This is a genomic window from Caproiciproducens sp. MSJ-32 (assembly GCF_018918055.1).
GTDB lineage: Bacteria > Bacillota > Clostridia > Clostridiales > Clostridiaceae > Clostridium.
Genome location: NZ_JAHLPS010000066.1, coordinates 20859 through 47590, shown reverse-complemented (window position 1 = coordinate 47590; position 26732 = coordinate 20859). Strand labels below are relative to the sequence as shown.

Annotated in this window: 34 protein-coding genes; all 34 read left to right on the top strand. The window is 33.4% G+C overall.

Annotated features, from left to right (window positions below):
- The 34 genes from KQI16_RS07775 (at position 1) to KQI16_RS07610 (ending at position 26620) form a co-directional block, all read left to right on the top strand.
- On the top strand, positions 1-369 hold the full coding sequence (locus tag KQI16_RS07775) for a hypothetical protein (RefSeq protein WP_216433333.1): 369 nt from the start codon (positions 1-3) through the stop codon (positions 367-369).
- Between the two features lie 16 nt (positions 370-385).
- A complete protein-coding gene (locus KQI16_RS07770) occupies positions 386-1072 on the top strand; it encodes an ImmA/IrrE family metallo-endopeptidase (RefSeq protein WP_216433332.1) in 687 nt (228 codons plus the stop codon).
- A 206-nt stretch (positions 1073-1278) separates the two neighbouring features.
- Positions 1279-1506, top strand: a complete 228-nt coding sequence (locus tag KQI16_RS07765; RefSeq protein WP_035380418.1) for a hypothetical protein — start codon at positions 1279-1281, stop codon at positions 1504-1506.
- A 216-nt stretch (positions 1507-1722) separates the two neighbouring features.
- Entirely contained in the window at positions 1723-2046 is a 324-nt protein-coding gene (locus KQI16_RS07760; protein ID WP_216433331.1) for an HTH domain-containing protein, read from the top strand.
- 20 nt (positions 2047-2066) lie between these two features.
- Positions 2067-2318 (top strand): hypothetical protein, encoded by a 252-nt coding sequence (locus tag KQI16_RS07755; RefSeq protein WP_216433330.1) that lies wholly within the window; start codon positions 2067-2069, stop codon positions 2316-2318.
- A gap of 14 nt (positions 2319-2332) precedes the next feature.
- Positions 2333-3061: an antA/AntB antirepressor family protein gene (locus KQI16_RS07750; RefSeq protein ID WP_216433329.1), complete on the top strand. Its 729-nt coding sequence runs from the start codon at positions 2333-2335 to the stop codon at positions 3059-3061.
- Between the two features lie 151 nt (positions 3062-3212).
- Entirely contained in the window at positions 3213-4376 is a 1164-nt protein-coding gene (locus tag KQI16_RS07745; protein ID WP_330654175.1) for a DEAD/DEAH box helicase, read from the top strand.
- A complete protein-coding gene (locus tag KQI16_RS07740; protein WP_216433328.1) occupies positions 4373-4738 on the top strand; it encodes a VRR-NUC domain-containing protein in 366 nt (121 codons plus the stop codon). The genes KQI16_RS07745 and KQI16_RS07740 overlap by 4 nt, the downstream gene beginning before the upstream one ends.
- Entirely contained in the window at positions 4660-6252 is a 1593-nt protein-coding gene (locus KQI16_RS07735) for an AAA family ATPase (protein WP_216433326.1), read from the top strand. Before KQI16_RS07740 ends, KQI16_RS07735 begins: the two co-directional genes overlap by 79 nt.
- 19 nt (positions 6253-6271) lie before the next feature.
- Complete coding sequence (locus tag KQI16_RS07730; protein WP_078682710.1) at positions 6272-6727, top strand: DUF669 domain-containing protein; 456 nt, start codon at positions 6272-6274, stop codon at positions 6725-6727.
- 5 nt (positions 6728-6732) lie between these two features.
- Positions 6733-8424, top strand: a complete 1692-nt coding sequence (locus KQI16_RS07725; protein ID WP_078682709.1) for a hypothetical protein — start codon at positions 6733-6735, stop codon at positions 8422-8424.
- 203 nt (positions 8425-8627) lie between these two features.
- Positions 8628-10502: a DNA primase family protein gene (locus KQI16_RS07720; protein WP_078682708.1), complete on the top strand. Its 1875-nt coding sequence runs from the start codon at positions 8628-8630 to the stop codon at positions 10500-10502.
- 197 nt (positions 10503-10699) lie between these two features.
- A complete protein-coding gene (locus tag KQI16_RS07715; protein ID WP_078682508.1) occupies positions 10700-11002 on the top strand; it encodes a hypothetical protein in 303 nt (100 codons plus the stop codon).
- A 1-nt stretch (position 11003) separates the two neighbouring features.
- Positions 11004-11420, top strand: a complete 417-nt coding sequence (locus KQI16_RS07710; RefSeq protein ID WP_078682509.1) for a DUF1492 domain-containing protein — start codon at positions 11004-11006, stop codon at positions 11418-11420.
- 396 nt (positions 11421-11816) lie between these two features.
- Positions 11817-12197 carry an HNH endonuclease gene (locus tag KQI16_RS07705; protein ID WP_078682604.1) on the top strand — a complete coding sequence of 127 codons (381 nt, stop codon included), beginning with the start codon at positions 11817-11819 and terminating at the stop codon, positions 12195-12197.
- Between the two features lie 421 nt (positions 12198-12618).
- Complete coding sequence (locus KQI16_RS07700) at positions 12619-13035, top strand: RNA polymerase subunit sigma-70 (protein ID WP_442861804.1); 417 nt, start codon at positions 12619-12621, stop codon at positions 13033-13035.
- Positions 13036-13039: 4 nt separating this feature from the next.
- Positions 13040-14275 carry a site-specific DNA-methyltransferase gene (locus KQI16_RS07695; protein ID WP_078682512.1) on the top strand — a complete coding sequence of 412 codons (1236 nt, stop codon included), beginning with the start codon at positions 13040-13042 and terminating at the stop codon, positions 14273-14275.
- Between the two features lies 1 nt (position 14276).
- Positions 14277-15617: a DNA (cytosine-5-)-methyltransferase gene (locus KQI16_RS07690; RefSeq protein ID WP_286172971.1), complete on the top strand. Its 1341-nt coding sequence runs from the start codon at positions 14277-14279 to the stop codon at positions 15615-15617.
- A gap of 115 nt (positions 15618-15732) precedes the next feature.
- Positions 15733-15909, top strand: a complete 177-nt coding sequence (locus tag KQI16_RS07685; protein WP_180376979.1) for a hypothetical protein — start codon at positions 15733-15735, stop codon at positions 15907-15909.
- Between the two features lie 2 nt (positions 15910-15911).
- Positions 15912-16805, top strand: coding sequence for an amidoligase family protein (locus KQI16_RS07680; protein ID WP_216433322.1), 894 nt, complete (start codon positions 15912-15914; stop codon positions 16803-16805).
- 26 nt (positions 16806-16831) lie between these two features.
- On the top strand, positions 16832-17245 hold the full coding sequence (locus tag KQI16_RS07675; RefSeq protein WP_216433320.1) for a gamma-glutamylcyclotransferase family protein: 414 nt from the start codon (positions 16832-16834) through the stop codon (positions 17243-17245).
- 102 nt (positions 17246-17347) lie between these two features.
- Positions 17348-17521, top strand: a complete 174-nt coding sequence (locus KQI16_RS07670) for a Spo0E family sporulation regulatory protein-aspartic acid phosphatase (protein WP_084478276.1) — start codon at positions 17348-17350, stop codon at positions 17519-17521.
- Positions 17522-17617: 96 nt separating this feature from the next.
- Positions 17618-18100 (top strand): phage terminase small subunit P27 family, encoded by a 483-nt coding sequence (locus KQI16_RS07665; protein WP_216433318.1) that lies wholly within the window; start codon positions 17618-17620, stop codon positions 18098-18100.
- On the top strand, positions 18093-19643 hold the full coding sequence (locus tag KQI16_RS07660; RefSeq protein ID WP_216433316.1) for a terminase large subunit: 1551 nt from the start codon (positions 18093-18095) through the stop codon (positions 19641-19643). The genes KQI16_RS07665 and KQI16_RS07660 overlap by 8 nt, the downstream gene beginning before the upstream one ends.
- 11 nt (positions 19644-19654) lie before the next feature.
- Positions 19655-20914, top strand: a complete 1260-nt coding sequence (locus KQI16_RS07655) for a phage portal protein (protein WP_216433314.1) — start codon at positions 19655-19657, stop codon at positions 20912-20914.
- A gap of 4 nt (positions 20915-20918) precedes the next feature.
- A complete protein-coding gene (locus KQI16_RS07650; RefSeq protein WP_216433312.1) occupies positions 20919-21662 on the top strand; it encodes a head maturation protease, ClpP-related in 744 nt (247 codons plus the stop codon).
- 33 nt (positions 21663-21695) lie between these two features.
- A complete protein-coding gene (locus KQI16_RS07645; protein WP_286172970.1) occupies positions 21696-22979 on the top strand; it encodes a phage major capsid protein in 1284 nt (427 codons plus the stop codon).
- A gap of 127 nt (positions 22980-23106) precedes the next feature.
- The gene (locus KQI16_RS07640) at positions 23107-23754 is read left to right on the top strand and encodes a hypothetical protein (protein WP_216433308.1); all 648 of its coding nucleotides are present in this window, start codon (positions 23107-23109) and stop codon (positions 23752-23754) included.
- 163 nt (positions 23755-23917) lie between these two features.
- On the top strand, positions 23918-24394 hold the full coding sequence (locus KQI16_RS07635; RefSeq protein ID WP_216433306.1) for a hypothetical protein: 477 nt from the start codon (positions 23918-23920) through the stop codon (positions 24392-24394).
- Positions 24395-24433: 39 nt separating this feature from the next.
- Positions 24434-25006, top strand: coding sequence for a head-tail connector protein (locus KQI16_RS07630; protein WP_216433305.1), 573 nt, complete (start codon positions 24434-24436; stop codon positions 25004-25006).
- Positions 25003-25329 (top strand): phage head closure protein, encoded by a 327-nt coding sequence (locus tag KQI16_RS07625; protein WP_216433303.1) that lies wholly within the window; start codon positions 25003-25005, stop codon positions 25327-25329. Before KQI16_RS07630 ends, KQI16_RS07625 begins: the two co-directional genes overlap by 4 nt.
- The gene (locus KQI16_RS07620; RefSeq protein ID WP_216433301.1) at positions 25322-25714 is read left to right on the top strand and encodes an HK97-gp10 family putative phage morphogenesis protein; all 393 of its coding nucleotides are present in this window, start codon (positions 25322-25324) and stop codon (positions 25712-25714) included. Before KQI16_RS07625 ends, KQI16_RS07620 begins: the two co-directional genes overlap by 8 nt.
- A complete protein-coding gene (locus tag KQI16_RS07615) occupies positions 25711-26055 on the top strand; it encodes a hypothetical protein (protein WP_216433299.1) in 345 nt (114 codons plus the stop codon). Before KQI16_RS07620 ends, KQI16_RS07615 begins: the two co-directional genes overlap by 4 nt.
- Entirely contained in the window at positions 26048-26620 is a 573-nt protein-coding gene (locus KQI16_RS07610) for a major tail protein (RefSeq protein WP_216433297.1), read from the top strand. The genes KQI16_RS07615 and KQI16_RS07610 overlap by 8 nt, the downstream gene beginning before the upstream one ends.
- Positions 26621-26732: the final 112 nt, after the last annotated feature.

Sequence of the window (26732 nt, the reverse complement as noted above, 5' to 3'; positions counted from 1 at the left end):
ATGAATGATTATTTTAAATGTATGATAGAAGAACAGTTTTACCAACAAATTTTTGATACTTTACAAGATGAAATAATGAATAACTATTCTGAGTATGACTTAACATTAAGAGCTAGAGATGTAATAGAAGTTTTAGAAGCTGAATTGGATAATATAGAAATACTAAGGGTCAATAACATCAAGCAAGATGATGAAGAAGTAAGTTTTGATATACTTGTTAATTGCGATATAGAAATAGGGGATTATTTTGCTAAAGAAAATATTTCAGAGTCAATACGCCAATGGTTTAAATTAAGCTGCAGTGCAGTATTAGATAATGCTTCATTAAGTGATTTTGTTATAAATGACATAGAAGCTTACAATAAATAAAGGGGATGGGGGTATAATGAATTTGAATAATGATTTAGTTCCCATCATCAGAAAAGGGGGTATAGATAAAGAAGCAGCTAAATTTTTGCAAAAATACTATCCACAAGGTTTGAAAGAACCAATGGCAATACCAGTAGAAGATATTGCAGAGCTTAAAATGGGACTTGAAATAGACTATGTAAATATCGATAGAAACTGTGATACTTTAGGGATGATGATATTTTCTGATGGATGTGTGGAACTTTATGATAAGGATACTCAGCAAAATATTGTAAGACAATATAAAAAAGGAACTCTTCTAGTTGAAAGCGATCTTTCTGAAATAGCAAATAGAGGCAGAGAAAGGTTTACTGTTACCCATAAAATGGTTCATTGGGACAAGCATCAATTAAGATTTATGACCCTGTCCTATAAAGATAAAGCTATGGCAAAAGCCTGCAGATGTCCTAAACAAAAAGCATACAAGCCTAAAACAGCAGATGAGTGGATAGAGTGGCAGGCTGATAACATAGCAGCAGCAATCCTAATGCCAGCAGAAATGTTTAGAATAAAGGCAGAAGAGTTAAGAGGAAAATATTGTAGATTAAAAGGAATTAGTCAATCAATAATAAAAGATTTAATAATTGATGAATTAGCATCCACATTTGAAGTATCAAAACAGGCTGCTGGAATAAGATTAAATACTTTGGAAATTTCAATGTAAAGATGACAGCAGGAGCTATAGCTCGTGTTGTTATTTTAAAACAAGGTGTTCGCATGTGAGCGTGCATAAAACAAATGTGTAAATTTTACGATTACATTATCTTAATGGTTAAATGCATACAAGTTATAAAAGCAAGGAAAAATTTTTTAGTTATATGTTCGCTTAAAAGCTGACATGACACGAATGGAAAAAAGATGGAGGTGCCTATGGTATTAGAAGAAGTGAGAGACAAAGGAAAACATAAAAAGCTATTATTTAAAATTCTTATTGAAGAAGATGCTTTCTTAATATCAATAAAATGCAGAGAGCATAAGGAACCTGTTTTAATTGATATTAGTTCAGTTATAAGTCCATATGTGGATAAGACGACAATGGTACGAATTAAAGAAGTCTGTAAGTCTATTTATAAGAAGAAAAGAGAAGAAGCATCTTAAATAATATAAAAATCAAATAAAATCCAATCCCTTGTGAGCTGCTTAGATAGCCGGATTGAAATGTAAATGTGCACTTAAGGATTGTTCCTTAGCACATAACATTTCTCCGGCTATTTTTTTGCTGCAGAAACTAAAATTTTTTTAAATAAGCAAAAAGTCTGCATATTTAACTTTTATTCTTATATCACAGAGCAAAGGAAAGGGGGTGAGAAAGCGATGGGACCAAATGAAAGACGCATAGAAATCATAGAAAGATTATGTTATAGAAGGCAAGACACAATGGCTAACTTAGCAAATGAGTTTGGGGTTAGTATTAGAACCATTAAAAATGATATTGATATCCTATCGCTTTCTTACCCGATAGAAACTATTCGAGGACGACATGGTGGAGGTATCAAGATTGCAGATGGTTATAAGTTAAATCAAAAATATTTAAAGCCAGAACAAGTGGAATTATTAAAAAGATTAAGTATCATGCTGTCAGGTGACGACCTTGCCGTAATGAATAGCATTATCAAAGACTTTGCTCTAAAAGCATAAGGGTGAAGGAGGTGGAATTTATGACTGATATAAATTTAGTTCTTGCAGAAGAACTGGAAAGACTTGCAGCAGAATATCGAGCAAAAGCAAAGAACTATACAATGAATGATCAAATAAGCATTCAAGATATAAGCATGGTGCTAACAGAGAAAATAAAAAAAGGTAAAATAGCAGAAATTAAAGCACTATTAAGAAAATATGGTGCAGAAAAGCTAATTGAAGTTAAACTTGAAGATTATGCTGATATTTTTGAAGATGCTAAAAAAATATAAGGGAGGAAAAAGTTATGAATGAATTAATTAAAGTAAATTACAGTACAGAAGAACCAACAGTATCAGCAAGAGAACTTCATAAGTTTTTAGAAATAGCAACAGAGTTCAGGCATTGGTTTCCAAGGATGTGTGAATACGGGTTTAAAGAAGGAATAGATTATACCCCGGTCATTTTTGACCACCCCCAAAACCATCAGCCAATAAGGGACTATTGTTTAACAATACCTATGGCAAAAGAAATATGTATGATTCAAAGGACTGAAAAAGGGAAAATGGCAAGGCAGTATTTTCTTTCTATTGAAAAGGCATGGAATACACCTGAAATGGTAATGTCAAGAGCTTTGAAAATGGCGGAGAATCAAATTCAATCTCTAAAGCTAATAAATTCTAAATTAAGCGTTGAAAATGAAATTATGAGACCAAAGGCAGAGTATTTTGATGAACTGGTAGACAGGAATTTGCTTACTAATTTTAGAGATACAGCAAAAGAACTAAATATAAAGGAGAAAGTCTTTATAAAATTTCTAATTGATAATAAATATATTTATCGAGATAAGAAGGGAAATTTAAAACCATATGCTGATAAAAATAACGGTTTGTTTGAAATAAAAGAATCGAAGAATGATAAAACCGGCTGGGTAGGAACACAAACGTTAATTACACCTAAAGGTAGAGAAACATTTAGATTATTAATTAAAGGATTAGTTGATAGAAATGTTGTTCAGGCAGGTGATAAAAAATAAATGTAAATATGTATCCGCTGTATCAAATCTTTCAAACATAAGAGGGGGTGATGCCAAATGTTCAAGATAATTTTATACCCACATCAGGAAAGAACACTGAATCAGTCAAAGGATTACAGAAGGGTTGCATATTATCTTGACATGTGACCTAGTGGGATTAGGCAAGACATTTTTAGGTTCAGAGAAAATGAAACAATTAAATGCACCTTATAATCTTCTAATCTGCCAAAAGTCCAAAATCAAAGATTGGGAAGAACATTTTAAAAACTACTATGACTTAAAAGTTATAATTTTTAAGAATCAATCCATAGAGAGTATACCGCAAAATAGTGTAATTATTATTAATTATGATTTGGTATGGCGAAGGAAGCAATTACAAAAGCTAAAGGATTTTACATTAATACTTGATGAATCGCAGTATATCAAAAATGAAACATCCAACAGGGCAAAATTTATTTTAAGCCTTAATCCTGCAAATGTAATTCTTCTTTCTGGTACTCCAACAGGTGGAAAATATGAGGAACTGTGGTCACAGCTTAGACTTCTTGGATGGAGCATAAGTAAAAAGTCCTTTTATAATCACTACACAATTACAGAAAAGATTGATGTTGGAGGATTTAAAATTCCAGTTGTAAAAGGCTATAAAAATGTTGATAGGTTAAAGGAAAAACTAAAATCCCATGGTGCAGTATTTATGAAAACAGAAGAAGTATTTGACTTGCCGGATCAGATTGAACAGGTTATAACAATCGAGAACACAAAGGAATATAAAAAGTTTAAAAAAGACAGAGTTATTACGATTGATGGTGAAACCTTAGCAGGAGATACAGCACTTACAAAGTTATTGTATCTAAGGCAGTTAACATCTATTTACAACTCAAATAAACATCAGGTGCTAAAAGATATCTTTGAATCCAGTAATGATAGATTTGTTATCTTCTACAATTTTAAAAGAGAGTTTGAGATTATAAAAACCATCTGTTTTAAGATAGATAGACCCATTTCTTATATTAATGGAGATGGAACAAACCTTGAAAATTATGAAAATAAATCAAACAGCATTACTTTGGTTCAGTATCAATCAGGAGCATCTGGAGTTAATCTGCAGAAGTCAAATAGAATTATTTATTTCAGCCTTCCGCTATCTAGTGAATTTTGGATGCAGTCAAAAAAGAGAATACACAGGATAGGGCAAAGTAGGACCTGCTTTTACTACTATCTTATTACAGAAAACAGCATAGAAGAAAAGATACTTGAAGTACTAAAGGAAAGGCGGGATTTTACTGTGGAGCTATTTGAAAAGGAGATGTTATGACAGAAAAACAGTTTCAAACTAAAGTTATAAGATATTTAAAATCACTTCCTAATACTTGGTTTTTCAAGGTGTGGGGTGGGGGCTTTCAAAGAAGCGGTATTCCAGATCTAATCTGCTGTATAAATGGAGTTTTTCTAGCAATTGAGCTGAAAGCAGAAAAAGGAAAACCAACAGAACTTCAAAAAATGAATATAAAAAATATAAATGAAGCAGGAGGCATTGGAATAATTTTATACCCTAAAGGATTTGAAGAATTTAAAAAACTCATAGAGGGGGTGCTGATGTGCAATTTTCCCACAGCAGAGTTGAATGCTTTGAAAAGTGCAAGTACCAATTCAAACTGCGATATAAAGACAAATTAAGAACAATACCTTCACCGGCAGCAGATAATGCTTTAATTGCAGGTTCAGCTTTACATCTTGGGATTGAGGAAGGGATAGAGGCAATGGAGCAATATTATTATAATCAGTATCCGGTTATTACTGATGCTCATGTAAATGAAGTAATTAAGCTTACATCATTAGTAAAAAAGGCTCAGATTGTAATAAATACAATGCTTCATAATAAAGAGCCGACAGAAAAATATGAATTTAAAATTGATTTTCCAGAATTTATAGGATTTGTAGACTTTATTATTCAAACACAGGCTGGAAGTCTTAGCATTTATGACTTTAAATACAGCAATAATATAGAGCATTATCTGGAGTCAAAACAGCTGCACTTATATAGGTATTACTTAGAAAAACTCGGCTTTAAGGTATCGGAAATAGGATTTATTTTTATTCCTAAAACAGCTATAAGGCAAAGGAAGACTGAGGATTTATATCAGTTTAGAAAAAGGCTTCATGAAACTTTAGAAGATATGGAAGTTAAGGTAATTCAAATTCCATATGATGAATCTAAGGTTCAAGAATTTAAGCTAAGATGCCAGGAGATTATTAATGAAAAAGAATATGAAAAAACACCATCAAGACTTTGCGATTGGTGTGAATATCAAAGTTATTGTGAAGGAGGACAAACATATATGTTATTACCGCAAAATGTTAGGAGAGAACTGCAAATAGACAGGTATCCGGATATGTGGATATATGCCGACAGTTACGTTGGTAAATCAACTTTTGTTGATCAGTTCGATGATTTATTATTCTTAAATACTGATGGAAATACGGATAATACCACAAGTCCAGTTATAAGGATAGCTGATGAAGTAACTTTTGAAGGAAGACTTAAAAAAGTCAAAATGGCTTGGGAAGTATTCTTAGATGTTATAACTGAGCTTGAGAAAAAAGATAACACATTTAAAAGAGTATGCATTGATTTAGTTGAGGATTTATATGAACACTGCAGGCTCTATATGTATAACAAATTAGGCATAGACCATGAGCAGGATGCAGGTTTTGGTAAGGGATGGGATATGGTAAGGACTGAATACTTATCAGCTATCAAAAGACTTAAGAACTTAGGCTACCAAATTATATATATTTCTAAGGAAGTAACCACAGAAATAACTCTTAAAAATGGAGCTAAGCTTACAACAATTAAACCTAATATTAATGAAAAAATAGCTAACGTTTTAGCAGGAACAGTAGATTTAACTGTAAGAGCTTATATGGATGGTGAAGAAAGATTCTTGCAGCTGGAGAAAAAGGAGAACGTCTTCGGTGGTGGCAGATTTAACTTCAAAGTTCCAAAAGTAAAGCTTGATAAAGATGAGTTTATGAAAGCTTTAGAAGATGCTCAAGAAGGTATAAAAACTTATTCTAAAGCAGAAAAAGATACTTCTGATAATACAGCAGTAGTAGATAATACAACTGTATTAGAAACATCTGAAGTTAAAGAAGAATCAGTAAAAAAGAGCAGACGCTCTAGAAAATAAAAAATAGGAGGAGATAATTATGGCAACAAAAAATTTATTTGCTAAGTTTGATAAGGAATTTGATATTAAGGGTTTAAAGGAAGACTTAAAAAATGTAGGAACAGGAGAAGGACAATACAAAGATGTACCCCTTGGAACATATGAGGTAAAAATTGAAAAAATGGAACTTGTAGAGTCAAAGACAGGTAAACCTATGTTATCCTGCTGGATGAAAATCTTATCTGGCGAATATCAAAATTCCATATTGTTTATGAACCAAGTTATAAACACAGCTTTCGGACTTCATAACGCTAATGAATTTTTAAGATCTCTTGAAGCTGGAATAGAAGTAGAGTTTGAAAGTTTTTCACAATACTACGATTTAATACTTGATATCCATGAAGCAATTGATGGCAATTTAGAATATGCAGTAGAGTATGGGGAAACCAACAAAGGATTTAAAACTTTTAAAATTACTGAAGTATTTGAGGTTTAATAGGTATGATTCTATTCTTTGACGCAGAGGTTTTCCTGCAAGATTGGCTCTTCGTCGTAATAGACCCTATTAATCATCAAAAATATGTCTTTATAAATGATGCTAAGAAATTAGCATCATTTTATGAAGAACATAAAGAACATATCTGGATTGGCTATAACAGCCATCATTATGATCAGTATATTTTAAAAGGTATCCTTTGCGGTTTTGACCCACATAGTATCTCCAGCTTCATTATAGCAGAAAAAAATCAAGGATGGCAGTACAGCTCTCTATTTCAAAAGATACAGCTTTATGAATTTGATATTATGACAACAACTCACGGTTTAAAAGAACTAGAAGGATTTATGGGAAATGATATTAGAGAAAGCACTGTAAGCTTTTCAATAGATAGAAAGTTAACAGAAGAAGAATTAGAGGAAGTAGTAAAATACTGTACCCATGATGTTGAGCAGACTATAGAAATATTTTTACATCGTAAAGAGGAATTTGATAGTCATATAGCTTTACTTAAAGCTTTTAAACTGCCGCTTAAATATATAAGTAAAACAAAGGCACAGCTTGCAGCAGTTATTTTAAAAGCCAATAAAATAAATCGCTGTGATGAATTTGAACTTAATATACCAAATAATTTAAAAATAAATAAATACAATGAGGTTGTTGATTGGTACAAAAATTCAAGTAATCACAGTTATGATAAATCATTAGAAATAAATATAAGTGGTGTACCTCATGTATTTGCATGGGGTGGGCTTCATGGTGCAAAAGAAAAATATACAGGTGAAGGAATTCTTTTAAATGTGGATGTAGTTTCTTTTTACCCGTCTTTGATGATAGAGTATGGATTTTTATCAAGAAATGTAGAAGACCCTGCATTTTATAAAGAAATATATAAGGAACGTATAAAGCTAAAGGCTGAAAAGAACCCAATGCAGCAGCCTTATAAAATTGTTCTAAACAGTACCTATGGTGCTATGAAATACAAATACAATAACCTCTATGACCCAAGACAGGCTAATAATGTATGCGTAGCAGGACAGCTTTTACTTTTAGATTTAATAGAAAGGCTGGAACCGCATTGGACTTTAATTCAGTCCAATACTGATGGTTTAATAGGAAAAATAAATAGGAAATCAGATTTAGATAAAATCAAAGAAATCTGTAAGGAATGGGAAGATAGGACTTTTATGAAGCTTGATTTTGAAATCTTTAAGAAGATATATCAAAAGGATGTAAATAACTACATCATTATTAAAGAAGACGGCGGTTTTAAATCTAAAGGTGCCTATGTTAAGGAACTAAACAGTATTGATAATGATCTGCCTATAATAAACTTAGCTTTAAAGAAATATTTTATAGAAGGTTTTCCAGTAGAAAAAACTATAACGGAATGTAAGGAGCTTTTAATGTTTCAAAAGGTTGTAAAGCTTACTTATAAATATTCTCATGCTCTTTATGGGGACAAACCTTTAAAGGAAAAGACATTAAGAGTATTTGCATCAAAGAATGAAGATGACAAAGGAGTTTTTAAAGTAAAGCCTAGTGGCAGAGTTGAAAAAATAGCAAATACACCTGATAGATGTTTTATAGTAAATGACAGTGTTATAGAAAAAAGAGTCCCAAGACGCCTTGATAAGGAGTGGTATATAAATTTAGCAAAGAAAAGAATTGAAGATTTTGTTGGTGAAATCATATAAAAATTAATAGGAATTTGGGAGGTATATCCCAAAATACATTAAAAATTGGCTAGTTTCAGTACAAGAAAAGTAAAAAAACAGGCTGAATTTAATATTATTTGGGATATTTCATATGTAATTTGGTATAAAAACCTCCCAAAATATATGGCAATTTGGTATAAAAACCTTCCAAATTATAAAGCAAAAAGGTGGTGAATATTAAAGTGGAAATTTTCAAAGGGTATATTCCACTTAAGGGTAAGAAACCTATTGAAGAATATAAAAATAGAAAAGAATTTTACAACTATGATTATATAAGGAAAACAAGAAATGATTATGGCGGCATATTAAAAGATGATATTGTCCAGATAGATTTGGATTCTATGGAAGAGGCTGAAATTATTAAAGCTATGATTATAGATTTAAATGTTAAGTGCAGTATTTTAAAAACCGACAGAGGTATGCATTTTTATTTTAAAAATACAGATTTAAAAACAAGAAAAGTAAAAGTTAAAACACCTATAGGGTTAACAGTTGATGTAGGCCTTGGCTTGAAAAATGCAGTTGTTCCATTAAAAGTTGGTGGCAAAACACGAAGATGGTTAAATAAAACTGACGAAGTTGATTTTCTTCCAGAATGGCTAAAACCAATAAAATTCGCACCTGACTTTTCTAATTTAGATGAAGGAGATGGGAGAAACCAAGAACTTTTTAATTATATTCTTACTTTACAATCAGAAGGTTTTAGTAAGGACAGTATTAGAAACATCATTACATTGATTAATAGATATGTTTTAAAGACACCAGTGGATCAAAGGGAGTTAGATACTATTCTTCGTGATGGAGCTTTTCTTAAACAGTCTTTTTATAAGAAATCAAAATTTCTTCATGACCAGTTTGCAAAATTCTTAAAAGAAGAAGAGCACATTATTAAAATTAATAACCAGCTCCACGTTTATAAGGACGGAATTTATAAAAATAGTACTTTGGAAATTGAATCAGCTATGATTAAACATTTATCAGAGCTTAATAAAGCAAAGAGGAATGAAACTATAAATTACCTAGAACTTATTACTAATAACGTCATTCCAAGCTTTGAAGATTATAATCGCATAGCATTTAACAATGGAATTTATAACATAATAGATGATTCTTTTACAGAACATTCTCCAGATTTTATCATCACTAACAAAATTCCATGGGATTATAACCCAAATGCTTATTTCGAATTAGCAGATAAAACCTTAGATAAAATCAGCTGCAATGATGCTGAAATTAGAAGTGTACTTGAAGAACTTATAGGATACACATTTTATAGAAGAAATGAAATTGGAAAAGCTTTCATTTTAACTGGTGAAAAACAAAATGGGAAATCAACATTTTTGGATATGGTAACTACTCTTATAGGTATTTCTAATATTGCTGCTCTTGATTTAAAGGAGTTGGGAGAGCGATTTAAAACAGCAGAATTATTTGGAAAGCTTGCAAATATTGGTGACGATATTGGAGATGAATTTATTGCAGAGCCTTCAATGTTTAAGAAGCTTGTTACAGGGGATAGAGTTAATGCAGAGAGGAAAGGCAAAGACCCTTTTGATTTTAATAATTACTCCAAGCTTTTATTTTCAGCCAATAATGTTCCAAGGGTTAAGGATAAAACAGGAGCTGTCCAAAGAAGACTTCTTATAATTCCGTTTAAGGCAAAGTTTACAGCAGATGATCCTGATTTCAGACCAGATATTAAATATGAATTAAGGACAAAAGAGTCCATGGAATATTTGATTTTATTGGGTTTAAAGGGGCTTAAAAGAATCCTACAAAATAAAAAGTTCACAAAATCCATACAAGTGGAGCATGAGCTTAAAGAATATGAGAAGACCAACAATCCAATTATTGAGTTTTATGAAGAATATGAAACACAAGTGGAAAATGAGCCAACGAAAAATGTCTATAAGAATTATTTGGAGTTTTGCTTGAATAATAATCTGCAGCCTTTAAGTCATATAGAATTTTCAAGACAGATTACCAAGAGGTTCGGTTATAAAATTATAGATAAAAAAATTGATGGTAAAAAATACAGGATATTTGTGAAACTGTAAGTACAAGATGGGTTTTATATCAGTTCAACATAGGTACAAGATTAAAAGCAAGTAAAATCAACGGGGTACAAGATGTCTAAGATGTATATACCTTTTATATAACAAAATATAGTATATATAAAAATATTATTATATAAAAAAGAAATATATATATATAACTAGGTATCATGTACTCCCTGAGTAAGGGGGAATTGTAAATGGCCGATAGACAAGCATACTCAGATCCTACAGCTGCAAAGGCTGTTGGGAATGGAATAAAGGAATTTAAAAAGAAAAAAGTAATAAATAGTTGTTTTGCCTTAAGAAAAGGGAAATGCAGTGTGCTAAATGTTAAAAAATGTGATGAGCTAAGTTGCAGCTTTTATAAAACTAAGCAGCAGCTTCAGAAGGAAAAGCATTTGACTTTTAAGAGAATAAAAACTTTAGATAAAGATAAACAATTTAAAATTTCAGAAAGTTTTTATGGTGGCAAAATGCCTTGGTTAAAGGAGGAGATTTAGTATGACATCCAAAGAATATTTATCACAGGCATATCGTATAGACCAAAGAATTAATAGTAAATTGGAGCAGATAGTATCTTTAAGAGCATTAGCTACTAAAGCTACATCTACTTTAAGTGATACACCTCCAAGTGGAACTCGTAATGTGCATTCTATGGAGGATATAATTGTAAAAATAGTTGATTTGGAAAATGAAATAAATAGAGATATTGATACATTAGTTGATTTAAAGCGAGATATTATGGATGTTATTAAAAAAATTAATAATCCAGAACAACAAACCCTTTTAGAACTTAGATATCTCTGCTTTAAATCTTGGGAGCAAATAGCAGTAGAGATGGGGTACAGTATTCAAAATGCTTATAAAGTTCATGATAGAGCAATTGAAAATATAGCAGCTTTGAAAAGAGTAGAGTAAAGTTGATAGAAGTAGAGTATAAAAATATGATTTAGTTATAATTGGAGGATTAGAAAGATGAGTTATAAAGAAGCTTTACAAGATGGTATTAGAATTGAAAAGTGTGGCAGACAAAGCAGATATTATCCCCGCTGTATCTTTTGCGGCACGGAAGTAAAGTCATATAATTATATTCAACACTATAATTACATCTGTTCTGATTGCCGCAAGCTTAAAAATACTCTTATGAAAACAGGGATTTTTAAATTAAAAACAAAAAAGTAGAGTAAAGTTGATTGAATTAGAGTATTAAATGTTGTCTTATATAAAATAGAGAGATATTAGCAAAAAGCCATCACAGAAAAAACTGTGGTGGTTTTTCTTATGCAAAAACATAACTTGGGAGGACTGATGTATATGCCAGTAAAACCTAAACGACCCTGCAGTTATCCTGCCTGTCCTGAACTTACCTGTAGCAGATACTGTGAGAAACATCAAAAGGAGATAGATAAAAACTACAATAAAACCTGCAGACCTTACGGCTACCTTTATAATAGTAGTAGATGGAGAAGACTTAGGAAACAGTTTCTGCATAAACACCCACTGTGTAAAGAGTGTAAAAGAAAGGGGATTGTTACTGCCGCAACTGTAGTGGATCATATTAAACCTCATCAAGGTGATGAAAGGCTGTTCTGGGATGAGAGCAATTGGCAGAGTTTATGCAAAAGATGTCATGATAGGAAGACCGCTAAGGAAGATGGTAGATGGGGAAAGAAGGGAAGAGTCTACTCTTATTAAAGTTATCAACAATGCTGTGTTAATAACTTGTTGATAATCTGTTGATAATTCTTCGAGAAAGGGTAGGGGGGTATATTTCCTCACCACTTGAACCCCCCTACGTCGGGCGGCTCCCTTCGCACGAAATTTCGCAGAATTTGATAAGGGGGGTAGCATATATTTCATATAAAATCAGATGTAGCCATTGGAAAATCAGCAATCAAGCTGTTTTATATTTTGCAGATAAGTATCTGTAAAAAATCAGAAGTAAAAGCCTGTAAACCTTAAAAATACAAGGATTTATAGGCTTTTGATGTTTATATAAAAACTATTCAAAAATCAAGTTCAATGAGTGATTTTTAAATGTTTTTATGGCATTTTCTAAAGATTTTGCATTAATCTTATCGCAAAAAGGAAAGGAGGCATAAAGAAATTGACTAAGGTGGAAAAACAGCAGATTCATGAACTAAGGCTTAAAGGTTTAGGATATAAAGCAATAGCTGCAGTTCTTGGTTTATCAAGAGATTCAGTAAAAAGCTACTGTAAAAGGAATGGTCTTTGCGGTGATGTTTCTGTAGTAAGTTTGAACATTGAAGAGATGAAAAAGCAGAGTCTTGTATGCCTTCACTGTGGTAAGAAATTAAAACAAAAGAAAAAAGGGAGAGTAAGGAAATTCTGCTGTGAAGAATGCAGGAGAATCTGGTGGAAAAATAATCAAGATAAAAGAAACAGAAAGGATACAGCTGTTTATAAATATACCTGTGCCTATTGCCAGAAAGAGTTCAGCTCTTATGGAAATAAAAACAGAAAATACTGCAGTCACAGCTGCTATATAAAATCAAGGTTTGGGGAGGTTTAAGAAGATGCAGTTTAGGAAGTTAAAAATAGACAGCCTTATACCTGCTAAATATAATCCGAGAAAAGATTTAAAGCCGGGTGATAAGGAATATGAAAAGATAAAAAACAGTTTAACTGAATTTGGATATGTAGATCCCATTATTGTAAATTCAGACCTTACAATTATTGGCGGTCATCAAAGATGGAAGGTTTTAAAAAGCTTAGGCTATACAGAAGTTGATTGTGTTGTTATTGATATAGATAAAACAAAAGAAAAGGCTTTGAATGTGGCACTTAATAAGATAAGCGGAGAGTGGAATGAAGCACTTCTTGCTGAGCTTATTAAGGATTTGCAGAGTATAGATTATGATGTTTCCTTTACAGGTTTTGAACCGCCGGAGATAGAAGAACTGTTTAGCAATGTTCATGACAAGGAAATAAAAGAAGATGATTTTGATGTTGAAGATGCTTTAAAAGAACCTGTAATTTCAAAGCAGGGAGATTTGTGGCTGCTTGGAAGGCACAGACTGATTTGCGGGGACAGTACAAAAGCTGAAACATATGAAAAGTTAATGGATGGTAAAAAAGCTAATTTAGTGGTTACAGATCCTCCGTACGGTGTATGCTATGATGGAAGCCAAGGCACAATTAAAAATGATAATTTAAAGGATGACGAGTTTTATAAATTTCTTTTAGATGCATTTAAAAATATGGAAAACAATATGGCAGATGATGCTTCAATATATGTATTCCACGCAGATACTAAAGGACATATTTTTAGAAATGCTTTTCAGGATGCTAACTTTTATCTTTCAGGGGTGTGCCAGTGGGTAAAGCAATCCTTGGTATTAGGACGCAGTCCATATCAATGGAAACATGAACCCTGCCTATTTGGGTGGAAGAAAAAAGGCAGGCATAATTGGTATGCAGGTAGAAAAGAAACTACTGTATGGGAATTTGATAAACCTTCAAAGAGTAAGCTTCATAGCACAATGAAGCCAGTAGCTTTAATAGCGTATCCAATTAAAAATTCAAGCCTTACAAACTGTATAATTCTTGAGCCGTTCTCAGGAAGCGGAACTACAATGGTTGCCTGCGAGCAGACAGATAGGATTTGTTATGCCATTGAACTAGATGAAAAGTTTGTGGATGTTGCAGTAAAAAGATATATAGAGCAGGCTGGAACTGATGAAGAAGTATTTTTAGTTAGAGATGGAGTTAAAATTAAATATGCTGATATAAAAAAGGAAGGTTGTGATTAATATGACCTTCCTTGATTTCTTTGCAGGAATCGGCGGATTTCGATTAGGCTTAGAACTTGCAGGACATAAATGTATCGGATTTTGTGAAAAAGATAAATTTGCAGTAAAAAGCTATAGAGCTATGTTTGATAAGGAAGGAGAGTGGTATGCAGATGACGTTACAAAACTTAAATCAGAAGACATACCCTATGCAGATATCTGGTGTTTTGGATTCCCATGTCAAGATATCTCAGTTGCAGGAAAACAAAGAGGACTCAGTGGAGAAAGAAGCGGCTTATATTTTAGAATTATTGACCTTATCAAAGGCAAAGAAGAAAAAGATAAACCCTCATACCTTCTTATTGAGAACGTTAAAAACCTGCTGTCAATTAATAACGGATGGGACTTTGCAGCCGTTCTCTCTGAGCTGGATGAAGCAGGGTATGATGCTCTCTGGCAGGTGCTTAACTCTAAAGACTTCGGAGTTCCCCAAAACCGAGAGCGGGTGTTCATTATTGCAAATCTTAGAACCAGAGGTAGACGAGAAATACTACCTATCACAGGAGAAAACACAGCAGCTCTTAAGCAAATTATAAGTGGCATGCAGGGATACAGAGTATATGATACCGAAGGTATAGCCTGCACACTTCAAAGCAGTGCCGGCGGAGCTGGTGCTAAAACTGGTCTTTATTGTATAGGTAATATTAACTCAAGCGGCAAAGGTATGAATGGAAATGTTTATTCATCAGAAGGAATTGCTCCAGCAGTTACAACTAATAAGGGCGAAGGAAGCAAAATCTTTATAGATCAGTCTTATACAAAGCCAAAGCTCACAGATACCTCAAGATGCATTACATCACGTTATACAGCAGGAGTGGTTAATAGAACCGCAATGAATAGTGCTGTTCTTGAAGCAAGGGCAGTTATAACTCCTGAAAGAGAAAATAAACGTCAGAATGGAAGGAGATTTAAAAATGCAGATGAACCAATGTTTACTTTAACAGGGCAGGACAGACATGGAGTTGCAGTTAAAGAAGCCACAAAAAAAGGCTATGCTGAAGCTGAGATTGGAGACAGCATAAATATTTCAGTACCTAATTCAAAAACAAGAAGAGGCAGGGTTGGAAAAGGTATATCAAATACTTTAGATACAGGATGCCAAATGGCTACATTGGACAAAAATTACCGTATTAGAAGGCTTACACCGAAGGAATGCTTCAGACTTCAAGGCTTTCCAGATGAGTTATTTGAAAAAGCAAGGGCTGTAAATTCAGATGCTCAGCTATATAAGCAGGCAGGTAATGCAGTAACTGTAAATGTAGCTTTTGCAGTAGCTGCAAGTTTACCATCAGATGACGAATAGAGTCGTCAAAATTATGTGTTTTATTTGATAGATATAACTGGCTATATACCGCTTTCAGAGGTAATATGTAAACTTCCAAAAGGTAATAAACACACTTTGAAAGGGGTAAAACAAAATGAAAGAAGAATTAAGAAGGCTAACCAAGGATGGAGAATTGAAATTTTACGATGGAACCAGAGAAGAAAATAGGGAAAAGGCTTTAAAGCTTTTAGAAACAGCACAAAAAAGCGGTTACCAAGGTTATAAGGTTTACTCAAACAGCTTTGGATACATTGTAAGATTGGAGGGCTAAACTTGAAAAGCCAAAAATTTGGAATAGAAATTGAACTTACAGGTATTACAAGAGCTACTGCTTCAAAAGCAGTAGCGGCTTTTTTTAAAAGCAAAGCACAGCATGCAGGCGGGAGTTATGATGAGTATCACATCAAAGACTTTAATGAAAGAATATGGAAAGTAGTTCAAGACGGCAGTATAGAACCTCAAAAGAAAGTTGAAGGAGAAATTGTTTCAGCATCAGATATTTATAAAGTTGAGATTGTAAGTCCGGTTCTTAATTATGAAGATATTCAGACTCTGCAGGAATTAGTGAGAAAACTTAGAAAGACAGGGGCTTTTGCCAATAAAAGCTGTGGAATACATATACATGTTGATGGAGCAAATCATACACCTGTAAGTCTAAAAAATCTTATAAATTTAATAGCCAGCAAGGAAGATTTAATTTATAAAGCTCTTGATATTGAAACTTCAAGAATCAGATATTGTAAAAAGGTAAACGAAAATCTTCTTAACACCATAAATAAAAAGAAACCTAAAACTCTTGAAGAGCTTGCCGAGGTTTGGTATGAAGGCTACAGCAGAGAATCAAGAAGAAAACACTACCATCCAACAAGATATTATGGTCTTAACCTTCACAGCATATTTGATAAAGGAACGGTAGAATTCAGGCTTTTCAATGGAACAACTCATGCAGGCAAAATAAAAGCATATATTCAATTTTGTCTTGCAGTGAGCCATCAGGCAATAACTCAAAGAAGTGCCAGTGCAAAAAGAACTAAAACTGATAATGAAAAATATACTTTCAGATGCTGGATGTTAAGACTTGGACTTATAGGCGAAGAGTTTGAAACCTGCAGGTATCATTTCTTAGCAAACCTTGAAGGTAATTCTGCATGGAGACATGCAGCTTAAATATTGTATATTGGAGGAGAAAATAAATGCTGTATTTTGCTTATGGTTCAAATCTTAATAAGGTTCAAATGAAAAAAAGATGTCCTGATTCGGTTCCGATTATTAAAGTAAAGCTAAATGGATATAAATTAGTTTTTAACACGGTAGAAGATATTATTGAAAGTGATGATGATGTAGTTTATGGAGCTGTTTATAAAGTTTCAGATAAAGATATCAAAAATCTTGATATATATGAAGGGTATCCAAGACTATACAGAAAAATAAACGTAAAAGCGGAAGATGAAAATGGAAAAGTTTATAAGGCTTTTGCTTATGTAATGAATGAAAAAGGAACAGGAAAACCCTCAGATATGTATTACAGTATTATAAAGCAAGGTTTTAAGGATTGGGATTTGACGCTTGAAAGTCTCAAAGAAGCGAAATTTAAAAGCTTCAAGTAAAGAGATAACATTTATTAAAAGAAAATGTTTATTTAATAACAGGTATTGACAAAATACAACAATATTTTGTGCTATACTGTTGAAAAGCCGGGGGTGAGGGGAATGCTTAAGTTGTATGAGGAGTTAAAACGGGAAAAGAAAAAATTAGAAGATATGATTGAAATGGGATATGAAAATCTTACAAATGAACAGATACTTAAGCAAAGCGAAACTTTAGACAAGCTTATAGCAGCTTATCAAAAATTAAATATGCAGGATTTTAAACATAAAAAATGAAATTTATCCCATAGGTAAAAAGAAATATGCAATTTCAAGAGCTTACTTTTGTAGGCTCTTTTTATATATAAAAAATTTTGATGGGAGGTGATACCTATGGCTCAAAGGGGAAGAAAACCAAAACCAACCGCATTAAAAATACTTGAAGGAAATCCAGGGAAAAGACCACTTAATGAAGATGAACCAAAACCTGAGAAAAAAGCACCTAAATGTCCGAGCTGGCTTGATGCTGAAGCTAAAAAAGAATGGAGGAGAATGTCAAAGCAGCTTGAGGCAATGGGAATACTTACAGCGATAGATATGGCAGCCTTTGCAGGATATTGTCAAGCCTATGCAAGGTGGAAGGAAGCAGAAGAATTTATAACTAAACATGGAACTATTATAAAAACACCATCGGGATACTGGCAGCAGGTGCCACAGGTATCTATCGCTCAAACCTACCTTAAAATCATGAACAGATTCTGTGAACAGTTTGGGCTTACTCCATCAGCAAGAAGCAGAATAGTCACTGACAATATAAATGATGAAGAAGATCCAATGGAACTTATACTTTATAAAGGAGGCAGTAAGAGTGTATGATGAAGCAAAAGCACAGCATGCCGTAAACTTTATTAACTGCTTAAAGCATACAAAGGGTCAGTGGCGTGGTGTTCCTTTTGATCTTCTGCCTTGGCAGGATAAAATTATAAGGGATATATTCGGAACAGTAAAAGAAAATGGATACAGGCAGTATAATACTGCTTATGTTGAAATACCCAAAAAGAACGGGAAATCAGAGCTTGCTGCTGCAGTTGCTCTTTATATGACCTGCGGAGATGGAGAATGGGGAGCTGAAGTTTACGGCTGTGCTGCAGACAGACAACAGGCTTCTATCGTTTTTGATGTAGCTGTTGAAATGGTAGAACAGTGTCCTGCTCTTAAGAAAAGAATTAAACCCATTCTTTCTGTAAAAAGATTGATATATAAACCTACAAACAGTTTTTATCAGGTATTATCTGCTGAAGCCTACTCCAAACACGGGCTTAATATTCATTCGGTGGTATTTGATGAACTTCATGCCCAGCCTAACAGGGATTTATATGACGTTATGACCAAAGGAAGTGGTGATGCAAGATTGCAGCCGCTGTTTTTTCTTATAACCACAGCTGGAACAGATAGAAATTCTATATGCTATGAAGTACATCAAAAGGCAGTAGATATATTAGAAGGAAGAAAAATAGACCCAACCTTTTATCCTGTGATTTATGGAATAGATGACAATGACGATTGGACCTTAGAGAAAAACTGGTATAAAGCAAACCCTTCTCTTGGGCATACCATAGATATAGAAAAAGTGAGAAATGCCTTTAACAGTGCAAAAGAAAATCCTGCTGAAGAAAATATATTCCGTCAGCTTAGATTAAACCAATGGGTGAAGCAGTCCACAAGATGGATGCAGATGGACAAGTGGGATGAGTGTGCTTTTAAAGTTGATATAGATAAATTAAAAGGAAGAGAATGTTATGGCGGACTTGACCTTTCAAGTACCACAGATATCACAGCCTTTGTTTTAGTATTTCCTCCAAGAACATCAGATGAAAAATATATTGTTCTTCCTCACTTTTGGATACCAGAGGATAATTTAAATTTAAGAGTAAGACGAGATCATGTACCTTATGATATTTGGAAAAAGCAGGGATACTTAAAAACTACAGAGGGAAATGTTATTCATTATGGATTTATTGAAAGCTTTATAGAGGACTTAGGAAAGAAATATAACATAAAACAAATAGCTTTTGACCGCTGGGGTGCTGTGCAGATGGTTCAAAATCTTGAAGGCTTAGGGTTTACTGTAGTTCCTTTTGGTCAAGGGTATAAAGATATGAGTCCACCAACTAAAGAGCTTATGAAGATAACCTTAGAAAAGAAAATAGCCCATGGAGGACATCCTGTTTTAAGGTGGATGATGGATAATATTTATGTAAAAACTGATCCGGCAGGTAATATAAAGCCTGACAAAGAAAAGTCTACTGAAAAGATAGATGGTGCTGTAGCACTTATTATGGCACTTGACAGGTCAATAAGATATGAAAATAAAGAAAGTGTCTATGAAAAAAGAGGAATGAGGAGTTTTCTTGATTAGGAGGTGGTGCTTTGAAACTGAAAGATAGAGTGAAGTTATTTTTAACGCCGCAGAATGCCTTGTTTGAAGTCCTTCAGAAATATTCAGAGGATTTTTTAAGCGGCGAAGAAGTTGTAAAAGATAATTTTAAAATAGATACAGCAGCCGCTATGAGTTTTTCTGCAGTTTTTGCCTGCAATAGAGTTTTATCAGAAACCTTGGCAAGCTGTCCTATAATGCTTTATGAAAAAGATGATAAAGGAAACAGGAGGCAGGTTACAGATACTGCTGAATATGGTGTACTTCATTATGCACCAAATGCAGAAATGACACCAGTACAGTTTAAAGAGTTTGGAATGACAAATATAAACCTTGGAGGAAACTTTATAGCACAAAAGGTTTTTAATATTCATGGAGAGCTTTTAGAGCTTAGACCAATAGCATGGGATAGAGTAAAAATTGACATAGATAAATCTACAGGAAGACTTCTTTATTATATTGATGGAAAGACAGAGCCTAAAACAAGAGATGAAATATTTCATATTCCGGGACTAACTTTAGACGGGTATATAGGAATAACACCTCTTAGTTATGCGGCACTTACTATTGATATTGGATTATCTCAGGACACCTTTGAAAAAAATTTTTATCATAACAGGGCTTCAACCAGCGGTATTTTTCAGTATCCTAACGAGCTTTCAGATGAAGCATTTCAAAGGCTTAAAAAGGATATAAAAAAGAATTATACAGGACTTTCTAATGCAGGTGTTCCAATGATTCTTGAAGGCGGCGGTCAGTTTAAGGAAATAACCATGAAGCTTACAGATGCACAGTTTTTAGAATCTAAGAGGTTTAGAATAGAAGATGTGTGCAGAATTTTCAGAGTACCACTTCATCTGGTGCAGGATTTAACAAGATCCACAAATAACAATATTGAACATCAGAGCTTAGAGTTTATTGTTTACACTATGCTGCCGTGGTTTAAAAAATGGGAAGAAAATTTAAATCTTCAGCTTTTATCAAAGGAAACAAGAAGAAAAAACAGGTACTTTGAATTCAATATCAGTGGACTTTTACGAGGAGATATTAAATCAAGATATGAAGCTTATGCACAGGGAAGGCAGTGGGGTTGGCTTTCTGTTAATGATATTAGAAGGCTTGAAAATATGAATCCTATTGAGAACGGAAACCGATATCTCGAACCTCTTAATATGAGTGAAGCGGGAAAACAGGAAGAGCAGCTGAAGGCACTTAGGGAAGAAATCTTTAATATGATTAATGAAGGGAAGTGATAAAATGTCATTTTGGAATTTTAAAAATATCGAAGAAAATGAGGAGGAGATAGAACTTAGAATTGATGGAGATATCGTAATGGATGATGATTTTTGGTCTATGCTCTTTGGAAATGACAATGTAACTCCAAAGGGTTTTATGTCAGAACTTAATAAATATAAAGGTAAAGATATAAATGTTTGGATTAATTCTTACGGAGGTGATGTCTATGCGGCTTCAAGAATTTACACAGCTTTAAAGGAGCATAAGGGAAAAGTTAAAGTAAAAATTGACGGTGTAGCAATTTCAGCAGCTTCAGTTATAGCTATGGCAGGAGATGAAATACTTATGTCTCCAACATCAATAATAATGCTACACAACCCCTGGGGAACTTTTCAAGGTGAAGCTAAGGATTTAAGGCATGGTGCTGATGTGCTGGATGAAGTAAAGGAAACTATAATTAATGCCTATCAGCTTAAAACAGGCAAATCCAGAGCAAAAATATCTCAGATGATGGATGAGGAAACTTGGATGAGTGCTAAAAAAGCTGTAGCTGAAGGATTTGCAGATGGAATGCTTTATGAAAAGAATAAAGAAGAGCCATTGGAAAATTCTTTTATGTTCAGCAGATTTGCTATTCAAAATAGCGTTAATAACAGGAATAGAGATTTTATAAAACAGTATAATCAAAGGTTTAAAGAAACACATAAAGATGAAGAAAAAATTAAATTATTAAAATCAAAACTTGCCTTAGAGTGTGAACTTTAGGGCATCTATTATTTTGAAAGGTAGGTAATGTATATGTCAGAGAAAATGAAAGAGTTACTAGCTCAGTTATCAAATTTAGAAACAGAATCTAAAAATCTAATAAATAAAGAGGATGCTACAGCTGATGAAATAAATGCAAAGCTTGCGGAGATAAAGGCCCACAAGGCTAAAATTGAGGCACAAAAAGAGATTGATGCAATGGAGGCTGAAAGGCAAAAACAAGCACAAACACCAGTAAATGAACCAATATATGCTCAGCCTAAAAACCATCATGAAAAGAAGTGGAAGAGCATGGGTGAGTTTTTGGGTGCTGTTGCTAAGGCTTCATCTCCAGGTGGAAGAATGGACAACAGATTAACCTATCAGAATTCAGCCACAGGCTTAAATGAAAGTGTAGCTTCTGAAGGTGGATTCCTTCTTGAGAATGACTTTATTAATGATTTGTTTGAATCCATGATGACTCAAAGCCAAGTGGCAAACAGAATAAGAATGATTCCAATAGGTGCTAATACCAACAGGCTTAGAGCACTTGGAATTGATGAAAACAGCAGAGCAAACGGAAGCAGATGGGGTGGAGTTCAAGCTTACTGGGTAGCAGAAGCTGAAACAGCAGCTCAAAGTAAACCAAAGTTTAAAGAAATTGAAATGTCCCTTCAAAAACTTTTAGCACTTTGCTATGTAACTGATGATCTCCTTCAAGATACTACAGCTTTAGAAGCTATAGTAAGACAAGCCTATGCAGATGAAATGAGTTTTAAGATTGATGATGCAATTATTAATGGTACTGGTGTTGGAATGCCTCTTGGAATACTTAACTCGGATGCGCTTGTTACTGTACCTAAAGAAAAAGACCAAGCAGCGGGAACTATAAAGTATGAAAATATACTTAAAATGTGGAGTTCAATGCCTGCAAGACTTAGAGCAAATGCAGTATGGTATATAAACCAAGAGATAGAACCACAACTTTACACTATGGCTCTTAATATTGGAACTGGAGGAGCACCAGTGTTTATGCCTTCTGGAGGTGCTGCAACTTCTCAGTACAGCACATTACTTAACAGACCAATTATTCCAATTGAGCAGTGCTCACCTCTTGGTAAAAAGGGAGATATAATCTTAGCAGATCCAACTCAGTACATTGGAATAGATAAGAAAGCACCATCAGCAGATGTGTCTATTCATGTAAGATTCCTCTATGATGAGCAGGTATTTAGATTCATCTATAAATTTAATGGTATGCCTTATAAGAATAAACCAATAATGCCTTATAAGGGTGCAAATCCATTAAGTCCATTTGTAACTTTAGGTGATAGATAGAAATTAATAAAATATACCACAAATAATCATAAAATTGATAATGTTTATGGTATAATTTTGTTTGTAGAGTGTTCTAATTATAGAATAAATCTATAAATCACAGTTTATAGTGGAGGTATCAAAGACAATGGATATTAAGATATTCAAAGGATTTGAAGATATATATCCAGAAAAAGTAGATCAATCGGATTCTTGGTATTATGGACGATGGACGCCATGTTCAGAAGCCTATGAAGTACCGGATTTTGAAAATAAGTACCCTGGCACGAGACTATATTTTATTGAGTATCCATCAGGAAAAGTTTTAGAGCCAATCAAACAGGAAAAAAATGTGTTTCTAGAAAGACCTATTTATGAGAGTAAAGATAATTCATTTGGAATCATACTCTACGACTTTAATAAAGAAGTTATACAGGTACTTATCTTTAAACCAGAGTGTTCCAGTGTGAAAGTTCTTACAGAAATGCCTTTTTCAAAAGTTGGAGATATGATAAATGTTCGATTAGTAACTTCTCCATTTACATTAGTTAAGCACGATGTTCAAGGTGATGCAGTGGATTTTCTGTGGCCAAAAGAAATGCACATTCAACTTGAAGAAAATGAGAGTTTACATTTTCAGAATGATGGAAAATTGTACACGTCAAAATGGATTGAAGATCCGGATTACCGTGAAGAAATTATTATTAGAACTGCAGAAACTGGAGAAATTCTTGAGAGAAGTCCCGGATATTTACGAAGAATGGCAGATGGTTCTGTATGGAAGATGACTCGGTAAAAATTGCAATTTATAGTTTTAATTATTATTGAAGATAGCGGTGATGACTAAATGATGATTTTATCATTAACATTTAAAATAACATATAAGTAAAATAAAGACTTGCTAAATTGTAGGTCTTTTTCTTTTACCTAAATTTAAAAATTAGAAGGAGGATTTAATCATGAATTTAGTTGAAAAATATAAAGTGGTTCAGGCTGTAGAGCCAAAGACCACTAATGCTGCAATAACAGGAGCATATGTAAGTCTTAAAAATATAATAAGAGGAGCAGTTGTAGTAAATCTAACTCAGGCAGTAGGCCACGCAACTCAAGTTTCCTTGTATCAGGCAAAGGATGTTTCAGGAACTGATGCAAAGCCTTTAACAAATACTGTTCCAGTATGGGCAAATGAAGATGTATCTTCAGGGGATTCACTTTTAAGAAAAGCGGATGGGGTAAGCTACACTGTAGCAAATACAGCAAAAAATAAGCAGGTAGTATTTCATATTGATCCTGCAAAGCTTGATATAAATGAAGGATTTACTTGTCTTAATGTAAGAATTGGGGCAAGCACACAAGCTACTAACTTTGCATCTGCAGAGTACATTTTAGATAGTAAGTACGCAGGAGATAGCCCTTCATCTGTAGTTGTTGATTAATTCAGGGAGCCTTAGTGCTCCTTTTTTCGAGGTGATAAGATGGCAATTAAAATAATAAATCCACCATCAGTTGAACCCATAACTTTAGAAGAAGCAAAACACCATTTAAGAGTGGATGGAAATGATGATGATATTCTAATTATGAGCCTTATAAAGCAGGCAAGAGAGTGGTGTGAAGATTATCAAAACAGAAAATATATGACTCAGACTTTAGAATTAGTGCTTGACAGCTTTCCACAAGGAAACTCTATAATCTTTTATAACTGTTCCCCAGTACAAAAGGTAGAAAGTATAAAATATTACGATGAGAATAGACAGGAGTATTTATTTGATGAAAGTAATTACATTGCTGATTTAGATGGATTTGTAAACAGAGTTGTTTTAAATAGAGGAAAGCATTGGCCTACATTAGAGCTTCAGTCAGTAAATGCAGTGAGAGTAAGATTAATTTCAGGTTATGGAGATACTCCGGATAAAGTTCCTGAAACTGTGAAGTGGGCAATTATTCTTCAAATGAAACTTCTTTATGATGATTACAGACCAGAGGAAAAAACAAAATTGGAAGAAGCAAGAAATGCACTTCTTTCAATGAACAGGGTGATTCCAGTATGAAGGCTGAAGATTTAAGACATAGAATAAAATTGCAGAAAAATACAGTTCAAACAGATGATAATGGCTTTCAAACTGAAACTTGGACAGATTTTAAAGAGTTATGGGCGGCTGTTACAAATCTTCATGGCAGAGAATATTTTGCAGCAGCTGCTGTTCAAGCAGAGAAAACTGTAAAATTTACTATAAGATACACAGATGAGATAGATACTTCAATGAGGATTTTATTTAAAGGAAAGCAGTACAATATAACCGCTATAGATAACATTAAATATGCAAATAAGTTTATAGAAATCAAGGCTATGGAGGTTGATAACAGTGGCTAAGATAGAACTTGAAGGAATGCAAGAGCTTATAGACAGGGTAAACAAGCTGGGATCAAGAGGAGATGTAATAAAGAAAAAATCACTTGATAAAGCTGGAAACTTGGTGAAAGGCAGCATGGAGAAAAATGCTCCAAGGTCAAACAAAACAAAAAGACATATGGCTGATAATATAAAGGTTTCAGATATAGAAAAAGAAAATGGAATGGACTTTGTAGAGATTGGTCCTAATAAAGGAGATAATTCAGAGTTCTTTTATTCAAAATTCAGCGAATGGGGGACAAGTACACAGCCAGCTCAACATTGGGCAGAGAAATCTGTTCTGGAGAATAAAAGAGAGATAAATAATATTATAAAGGAAGAACTGCAAAGGGGACTTGAGGAATGATAAATAAATTGATTATAGATACCTTAAAGCCTCTTAAAATTCCAGTAGCTTTTCAAAAGTACAGTGGAAAATCAGAAACTTATATTACTTTTCATGAGTATTTAACTTCAGGTGAAGAGTATGAAGATGATGAGGAAGCTTTAACAGCACATTATATCCAAGTGGATGTGTGGTCAAAGAGTGATTATACAGATATAGTCAAAACAATAAAAGAACTTTTGCTTAAAGCAGGGTTCAAAAGATTAAATGAAATAGACCTTTATGAAGAAGATACAAAAATCTATCATAAAGGTCTTAAATTTTATTATTTAGAAGAAATGGAGAGTGATTCAAATGGCTAGACAGATAGGACTTAGAGATATTCATATTGCTATATTAAAAACAGATGATGCTACGGGAGCTGCCTATGATCCACCAATAAAGCTAGAAAGAGCAATAAGTGCAAAGCTTTCACCAAAATCAAATTCAGATAATATTTATTCGGATGATTCTGTTGAAGACATTATTACTGCCTTTGAAGGTGTGGACGTTGAAATTGAAGTGAATCAGTTATCACTTACAAGCAGAGCAAAACTGCAGGGATCGAAGGTTGTAAAGGGTGTATTAGTGGAAAATAAGGATGATATACCGCCAACGATAGCACTTGGCTTTAAATCCAAGAAAAACAATGGCAAATACAGATATGTATGGCTGCTTAAGGGTAAATTCGAACTGGCAACAGATGAATATGACACAGAGGCAGAAAAACCAAAGGCTCAGAGTGCAAAGCTAAAGGGTAAATTCTATTCAAGGGATTTTGATGGGAATTATAGATTTATCTGTGATGAAGATGCACAGGGAGTGGATGCAGGTATAATCAGTTCATGGTTTACTGCTGTACCAGAAGAGCCTGTAACTTCCTCATAATGATATAAAAATTTTAAAAAATTGTTGTTAATATTAATTTTAATGTGTATAATAATATTAGATAAAAGAGTCGGTAAAACCTCGACCGTATAATTGAGGAGTTAAAAGAGAT

Coding starts and splice junctions, on each gene's coding strand:
- KQI16_RS07615 (WP_216433299.1), top strand. CDS start 25,711: ATGATAAATAAATTGATTATAGATACCTTAAAGCCTCTTAAAATTCCA.
- KQI16_RS07675 (WP_216433320.1), top strand. CDS start 16,832: ATGCTGTATTTTGCTTATGGTTCAAATCTTAATAAGGTTCAAATGAAA.
- KQI16_RS07635 (WP_216433306.1), top strand. CDS start 23,918: ATGAATTTAGTTGAAAAATATAAAGTGGTTCAGGCTGTAGAGCCAAAG.
- KQI16_RS07725 (WP_078682709.1), top strand. CDS start 6,733: ATGATTCTATTCTTTGACGCAGAGGTTTTCCTGCAAGATTGGCTCTTC.
- KQI16_RS07755 (WP_216433330.1), top strand. CDS start 2,067: ATGACTGATATAAATTTAGTTCTTGCAGAAGAACTGGAAAGACTTGCA.
- KQI16_RS07670 (WP_084478276.1), top strand. CDS start 17,348: ATGCTTAAGTTGTATGAGGAGTTAAAACGGGAAAAGAAAAAATTAGAA.
- KQI16_RS07765 (WP_035380418.1), top strand. CDS start 1,279: ATGGTATTAGAAGAAGTGAGAGACAAAGGAAAACATAAAAAGCTATTA.
- KQI16_RS07760 (WP_216433331.1), top strand. CDS start 1,723: ATGGGACCAAATGAAAGACGCATAGAAATCATAGAAAGATTATGTTAT.
- KQI16_RS07685 (WP_180376979.1), top strand. CDS start 15,733: ATGAAAGAAGAATTAAGAAGGCTAACCAAGGATGGAGAATTGAAATTT.
- KQI16_RS07740 (WP_216433328.1), top strand. CDS start 4,373: ATGACAGAAAAACAGTTTCAAACTAAAGTTATAAGATATTTAAAATCA.
- KQI16_RS07640 (WP_216433308.1), top strand. CDS start 23,107: ATGGATATTAAGATATTCAAAGGATTTGAAGATATATATCCAGAAAAA.
- KQI16_RS07705 (WP_078682604.1), top strand. CDS start 11,817: ATGCCAGTAAAACCTAAACGACCCTGCAGTTATCCTGCCTGTCCTGAA.
- KQI16_RS07730 (WP_078682710.1), top strand. CDS start 6,272: ATGGCAACAAAAAATTTATTTGCTAAGTTTGATAAGGAATTTGATATT.
- KQI16_RS07770 (WP_216433332.1), top strand. CDS start 386: ATGAATTTGAATAATGATTTAGTTCCCATCATCAGAAAAGGGGGTATA.
- KQI16_RS07715 (WP_078682508.1), top strand. CDS start 10,700: ATGGCCGATAGACAAGCATACTCAGATCCTACAGCTGCAAAGGCTGTT.
- KQI16_RS07610 (WP_216433297.1), top strand. CDS start 26,048: ATGGCTAGACAGATAGGACTTAGAGATATTCATATTGCTATATTAAAA.
- KQI16_RS07630 (WP_216433305.1), top strand. CDS start 24,434: ATGGCAATTAAAATAATAAATCCACCATCAGTTGAACCCATAACTTTA.
- KQI16_RS07750 (WP_216433329.1), top strand. CDS start 2,333: ATGAATGAATTAATTAAAGTAAATTACAGTACAGAAGAACCAACAGTA.
- KQI16_RS07690 (WP_286172971.1), top strand. CDS start 14,277: ATGACCTTCCTTGATTTCTTTGCAGGAATCGGCGGATTTCGATTAGGC.
- KQI16_RS07775 (WP_216433333.1), top strand. CDS start 1: ATGAATGATTATTTTAAATGTATGATAGAAGAACAGTTTTACCAACAA.
- KQI16_RS07645 (WP_286172970.1), top strand. CDS start 21,696: ATGTCAGAGAAAATGAAAGAGTTACTAGCTCAGTTATCAAATTTAGAA.
- KQI16_RS07710 (WP_078682509.1), top strand. CDS start 11,004: ATGACATCCAAAGAATATTTATCACAGGCATATCGTATAGACCAAAGA.
- KQI16_RS07695 (WP_078682512.1), top strand. CDS start 13,040: ATGCAGTTTAGGAAGTTAAAAATAGACAGCCTTATACCTGCTAAATAT.
- KQI16_RS07650 (WP_216433312.1), top strand. CDS start 20,919: ATGTCATTTTGGAATTTTAAAAATATCGAAGAAAATGAGGAGGAGATA.
- KQI16_RS07625 (WP_216433303.1), top strand. CDS start 25,003: ATGAAGGCTGAAGATTTAAGACATAGAATAAAATTGCAGAAAAATACA.
- KQI16_RS07665 (WP_216433318.1), top strand. CDS start 17,618: ATGGCTCAAAGGGGAAGAAAACCAAAACCAACCGCATTAAAAATACTT.